The organism is Streptomyces sp. NPDC058664 (assembly GCF_042716635.1).
Taxonomy (GTDB): domain Bacteria; phylum Actinomycetota; class Actinomycetes; order Streptomycetales; family Streptomycetaceae; genus Streptomyces.
The window spans coordinates 1-5225 of sequence record NZ_JBHXRW010000139.1 but is presented as its reverse complement, the minus strand read 5'-3'; the positions used below and the strand labels follow the sequence as shown (position 1 = coordinate 5225).

Below are 5225 nucleotides of genomic sequence, written 5' to 3'. Positions count from 1 at the left end.
CGGGGGGTCCCCCCCCCGCCCCCCCCCCGCCCCCCCCCCCGCCGGGCCCCCCCGCCCCGCCCGCCCCCCCCGGCGGGCCCGGGGGGCGGGGCCCCCCCGCGCGGGGCCCCGACCGGACCGGACGGTCCCGAACCGGACGCGGGCCGAACCGACAGGGGCCTGGCGCCGCATCCGGTGGTGGAGCGGCCGCCCGAACGATCGCCGGAGCGGGCCGTCCGGATATCGGGTTGGCATCAGGGCCGGCCGGCAGGGATAGTCCCGGGGTGAACAGACCCGCCACCTCCACCCGCCGTACCCCGCTCGGTTCCCGCCGCCCCGAGTGGGCCGGCCGCAACTACGTCCTCCTCACCGCCGCCACGATCGTGACCAACCTCGGCACGCACGGCGCCCTGATCGCCACGACCTGGGCGGTCTTCGAATCCGGGGGCGACGCGGGCGACGCGGGGCTCGTGGCGATGGCGCGCTTCCTGCCGCTCGTCCTCTTCCTGCTCATCGGCGGCGCCGTCGCCGACCGGGTGCCCCGGCACCGGGTGATGGTCGCCGCCAACGCCCTCAACTGCGTCTCGCAGGCCCTCTTCGCCGCCCTCGTCCTCGCCGGTGAGGCCCACATCTGGCAGATGATGGTGCTCACCGCGCTCTGCGGCACCGGCCAGGCCTTCTTCAACCCGGCGGCCGAGGGCATGCTGATGTCCAGCGTCACCGGGGAGCAGGCGAGCCGTGCCTTCGCCGTCTACCGGATGGCCATGCACAGCGCGACCATCGGCGGCGCCGCCCTCGGTGGCGCACTCGTCGCCTTCGTCGGACCCGGCTGGGTGCTGCTGATCGACGCGGTCGCCTTCGCCGTCGCGGGCGGACTGCGTGCCTTCCTCGACGTGAGCGGCATCCCCGAGCGCGCTCCCGGTGGCGGCCTCTTCGCCGATCTGCGGGAGGGCTGGCACGAGTTCGTCGGCCGCCCCTGGCTGTGGTCGATCGTCGCCCAGTTCTCCATCGTGGTGGGTCTGATCGGGGCGGTCGAGTCGGTGTACGGGCCGCTGGTCGCCCGGGCCGAACTGGGCGGCGCGCGGCCGTGGGGCATCGCGCTCGCCGCGTACGGCGTGGGAACGCTCGCGGGTGCCGTCCTGATGGCCCGGTGGAAGCCGCGCCGCATGCTGTTCGTGGGGACGCTGTGCGTGTTCCCGATCGCGCTGCCGTCGGCGGCGCTCGCCGTGCCCCTGGACGCGGTGGGGCTCGCGGCCGCGATGTTCGTGAGCGGTGTGGCCATCGAGGTCTTCGGCGTCTCCTGGATGACGGCCATGCACCAGGAGATCCCGGAGGAGAAGCTGTCGCGGGTCTCGGCCTACGACTGGTTCGGCTCGACGGCCCTGCTGCCGCTGACGACGGCGCTCGCGGGTCCGGCGGAGAGCGCGTTCGGCCGGAGCGAGGCGCTGTGGGGCGCGGCCGCGCTCATGGTGCTCGTCACCGCCCTGGTCCTCCTCGTGCCGGACGTACGGAATCTGACCCGGCGTCCGCACACGAAGGAGATCGCGGGCCCGGCACCGGCCCCGGCGCTCGCGTCCGCGACCGTGCCCGCCCCCGGCCCGGTCCCCGCCTCCGCCCCCGTCCCCTCCTCGGCCTCAGCCGATTCCGAAGGCGCCGTCCGGCGGGACGGGTGAGGCGACGGCTCCGGAGTCGAGGACCGGTTCCGCGTCTCCGGTGAACCGGTCGAGCGCCTCCCCGTGCTCCACGCGCGCGGGGAAGGCGTCCGCCGCGGCACGCCGGGCGAGGTGGGCGGTGTCGATCGCGCGGCCGGAGGCGACCAGGACCGCGTTCCCGAAGCGGCGGCCGCGCAGTACGGACGGTTCGGCGACCAGCGCGAGTTCGGGGAAGACGGCGGCGAAGGTGGCCAGCTGGGAGCGGAGGAAGACGAAGGGCGCCCCGTCGGCCAGGTTGGCGGCGTAGATCCCCTCGGGTCGCAGGACGCGCCGGACCTCGCGCGCGTACTCGACGGACGTGAGGTGGGCGGGCACCCGCGAGCCGCCGAAGACGTCGCCGACGATCAGGTCGGCCGAGGCGGCGGGCGCCTCCTCCAGCCAGCGCCGGGCGTCCGCGGGGTGCACGGCGACCCCGGAGTCCTCGGGCAGCGGCAGGTGTTCGGCGACCAGGGCGAGCAGTCCCCGGTCCGCCTCGACCACGTCCTGGCGCGAGCCGGGCCGGGTGGCGGCGACGTACCGGGGCAGGGAGAGCGCCCCGCCGCCCAGGTGGAGGACGTCGAGCGGTTCGCCGTCGTCGGCGGCGCCGTCGACGACGTGGGCGAGCCGCCGCGCGTACTCGAACTCCAGGTACGCCGGGTCGTCGAGGTCGACGTACGACTGGGGCGCGCCGTCGACCGTCAGGAGCCAGGCACGCTCCCGGTCCACGTCGGGCATGAGGCGCGCGGTGCCCTGGTCGACCTCGCGGATGACGGGAATGTGCTCGTTCACCTGCTCATTGTGCCGGGGGCCCGGTCACGGGCGGTACAGGTGGTGGGGCTCAGAGGTGCTTGAGGGCCTCGCGGACGGAGAGGGGCGAGAGGCGGCCGGTGTTCGCGGTGACGAAGGCGCGTACCTCGTCGGGTGCCGCCTTGCCGTATTCGCGCAGGCTCCAGCCGATGGCCTTGCGGAGGAAGAAGTCGGTGTCGGACGCGCGGCGCAGGCAGTGGGCGAAGAGCCGGTCGGCGTCCGTGGCTCCCTTGAAGCGGAGTTGGTGGAGGAGGGCGGTGCGGGCCACCCACGGGTCCTCGTCCTCGATCCACTCGTCCATGCGGGCGCCGAGGGAGGGGTCTGCCGCGACGAGGCCGCCGACGACGTGGGCGGCGAGGTGGTCGACGGTGTCCCACCACGGGACGGTGGTGACGAGCCGGCGGGCGACGGGCAGGAAGCCGGAGGAGCAGCGCCGCACATGGCGGCGGAGGTAGTCGACGGCGAAGTAGTGGTACTCGCGCTCGGGCAGGGCGAAGCAGCGCAGGGCGACGGCGGCGCAGTCGGCCTCGTCGGGGCGCGGGGTGCCGTCGAGGACCGTACGGGACAGGGCCCGGCGCTCGGGGGTGCGGACGCCGAGGAAGGGAGCGACGCCCTTCATGTACGCGACCATCTCCTGCGCCCGGAAGGGGTTGCCCGCGGCCGGGTAGACCGTGGTGAGCCGGTCGAGGACGGTGTCGGCGAGGACGCTGCGGGGTACGCCGCCGGGGCCGGCGTCGAGCGGCGCGGTATCGGTCACGGTTCTCCCTGCCCTGGGGTCGCGCGGTTTCCGGCCCGGACGGACGTGACGCGTGGCCGGACGGACGTGGCGTGTGTCAGGCCCGGACGGACATGGTGTGTGTCCGGACGGACATGACGCGCATTACGGCGATCATACGGACGCGTCCGTTACTCTCCCCGAATGCTCGCTCCCGCGCCCCGGCCGCCGGGCTCCTTCGCCGTCCGCTGCTCCCGGGCCCTGTTCTCGCCCCGCGCGCGGCTCTCGCTGCTCGTACTGCTGCTGCTCACGGCGGCGGCCCTCGTGGTGCTGTACGAGCCGCAGCGGCTCCTCGCCTCGGGCTGGCCGCCGCGGACGAGCGGTTCCGGGGCGGTGCTGCTCTTCGGCCTCGCGTACGGGGTGTGCACGGCCGCGTTCGTACCGCGGCCCGTGCTCAATCTGGCGGCGGGCGCGCTGTTCGGTTCGGCCGCGGGCCTGACGGCGGCGGTCGCGGGGACGGTCCTCGGTGCCGGGATCGCGTTCACCCTCGGCCGGTTCCTGGGCCAGGACGCGCTGCGGCCGCTGCTGCGGGGCCGCTGGCTGACGGCGGCGGACGGGCAGCTGAGCCGGCACGGGTTCCGTTCGATGCTGGCGATCCGGCTGTTCCCTGGAGTGCCGTTCGCGGCGGCCAACTACTGCGCCGCGGTCTCCCGGATGGGGTACGTGCCGTTCCTCCTCGCGACGGCGCTCGGCTCGGTGCCCAACACGGCGGCGTACGTCGTGGCGGGCGCCCAGGCCGGGTCGCCGGGCTCGCCCGCCTTCCTCCTCTCCGCCGGGTTCATCGTCCTGTCGGGCCTTGCGGCCGCGGTGGTGGCCTGGCGCAAGCGGCACGGCCTGCGGGCCCCGGCCCCGGTTCCCGCCCCGGAGCGGGAGCCGGTGGGCAGCGTCCGCTAGAAGGGCGTCCCGGCCGGGCCGGGCCGGCGGCGGGGGCGACGGGCCCTCGGGCGGCCTGGGCACGGGCACGTCATCTTGGGACGGTACGCTGCGCACGACCTTCTGACCGCACATGTACATAACGGGACGGCCCTAGCCCCATGAGTTGGTTCGAATCGTTCATCCTCGGGCTCGTCCAGGGGCTGACGGAGTTCCTTCCCATCTCCTCCAGCGCGCACCTCCGCCTCACCGCGGCGTTCGCCGGCTGGCACGACCCGGGCGCGGCCTTCACCGCGATCACCCAGATCGGCACGGAGACCGCGGTCCTGATCTACTTCCGCAAGGACATCGCCCGGATCGTCTCGGCCTGGTTCCGCTCCCTCACGAACAAGGCGATGCGCTCCGACCACGACGCCCAGATGGGCTGGCTGGTGATCGTGGGATCGATCCCGATCGGTGTCCTGGGCGTCACGTTCAAGGACCAGATCGAGGGCCCCTTCCGCGACCTGCGGCTGATCGCCACCACGCTGATCGTCATGGGCGTCGTCCTCGGCGTCGCGGACCGGCTGGCCGCCCGTGACGAGATCGGCGGCCGCCACCGGGTGGTCCGCGAGCGCAAGACGCTCAAGGAACTCGGCGTGAAGGACGGCCTGATCTTCGGCCTCTGCCAGGCGATGGCCCTGATCCCGGGCGTCTCCCGCTCGGGAGCGACGATCTCCGGTGGCCTGCTCATGGGCTACACCCGCGAGGCGGCCGCCCGTTACTCCTTCCTCCTCGCGATCCCCGCGGTCCTCGCCTCGGGCGCGTACGAGCTGAAGGACGCGGGCGAGGGGCACGTCTCCTGGGGCCCGACGATCTTCGCCACGATCATCGCCTTCGTCGTCGGCTACGCGGTGATCGCCTGGTTCATGCGCTTCATTACCACCAAGAGCTTCATGCCCTTCGTGATCTACCGGATCCTGCTCGGCATCCTGCTGTTCATCCTGGTCGGCACGGACGTCCTCAGCCCGCACGCGGGCGAGTCCGCGGGCTGACCCCCGTACGTGGGCGGGGGGGGGGGGGGGGCGGGCCCCCCCCCCCGGGGGGGGGGGGGGGCCCCC

At 74.3% G+C, this 5225-nt stretch carries 5 protein-coding genes; 3 read left to right on the top strand and 2 right to left on the bottom strand.

All coding sequences use genetic code 11. From position 1 onward, the window contains the following. Positions 1 to 263 precede the first annotated feature (263 nt). Positions 264 to 1652 carry an MFS transporter gene (locus ACFWUY_RS40520; RefSeq protein ID WP_384121791.1) on the top strand — a complete coding sequence of 463 codons (1389 nt, stop codon included), beginning with the start codon at positions 264 to 266 and terminating at the stop codon, positions 1650 to 1652. Here ACFWUY_RS40520 and ACFWUY_RS40515 read toward each other — a convergent pair. Both ACFWUY_RS40515 and ACFWUY_RS40510 read right to left on the bottom strand, forming a co-directional pair. Beyond that, positions 1614 to 2459: a spermidine synthase gene (locus ACFWUY_RS40515; protein ID WP_384121789.1), complete on the bottom strand. Its 846-nt coding sequence runs from the start codon at positions 2457 to 2459 to the stop codon at positions 1614 to 1616. The two genes, ACFWUY_RS40520 and ACFWUY_RS40515, sit on opposite strands and share 39 nt — an antisense overlap. A 49-nt stretch (positions 2460 to 2508) precedes the next feature. Beyond that, complete coding sequence (locus tag ACFWUY_RS40510) at positions 2509 to 3234, bottom strand: DNA alkylation repair protein (protein ID WP_384121787.1); 726 nt, start codon at positions 3232 to 3234, stop codon at positions 2509 to 2511. Positions 3235 to 3396: 162 nt separating this feature from the next. Here ACFWUY_RS40510 and ACFWUY_RS40505 point away from each other — a divergent pair, with 162 nt between their 5' ends. Beyond that, positions 3397 to 4146, top strand: a complete 750-nt coding sequence (locus ACFWUY_RS40505) for a TVP38/TMEM64 family protein (protein WP_384121785.1) — start codon at positions 3397 to 3399, stop codon at positions 4144 to 4146. Between the two features lie 140 nt (positions 4147 to 4286). Further along, the gene (locus ACFWUY_RS40500) at positions 4287 to 5159 is read left to right on the top strand and encodes an undecaprenyl-diphosphate phosphatase (protein WP_384121783.1); all 873 of its coding nucleotides are present in this window, start codon (positions 4287 to 4289) and stop codon (positions 5157 to 5159) included. Positions 5160 to 5225 lie beyond the last annotated feature (66 nt).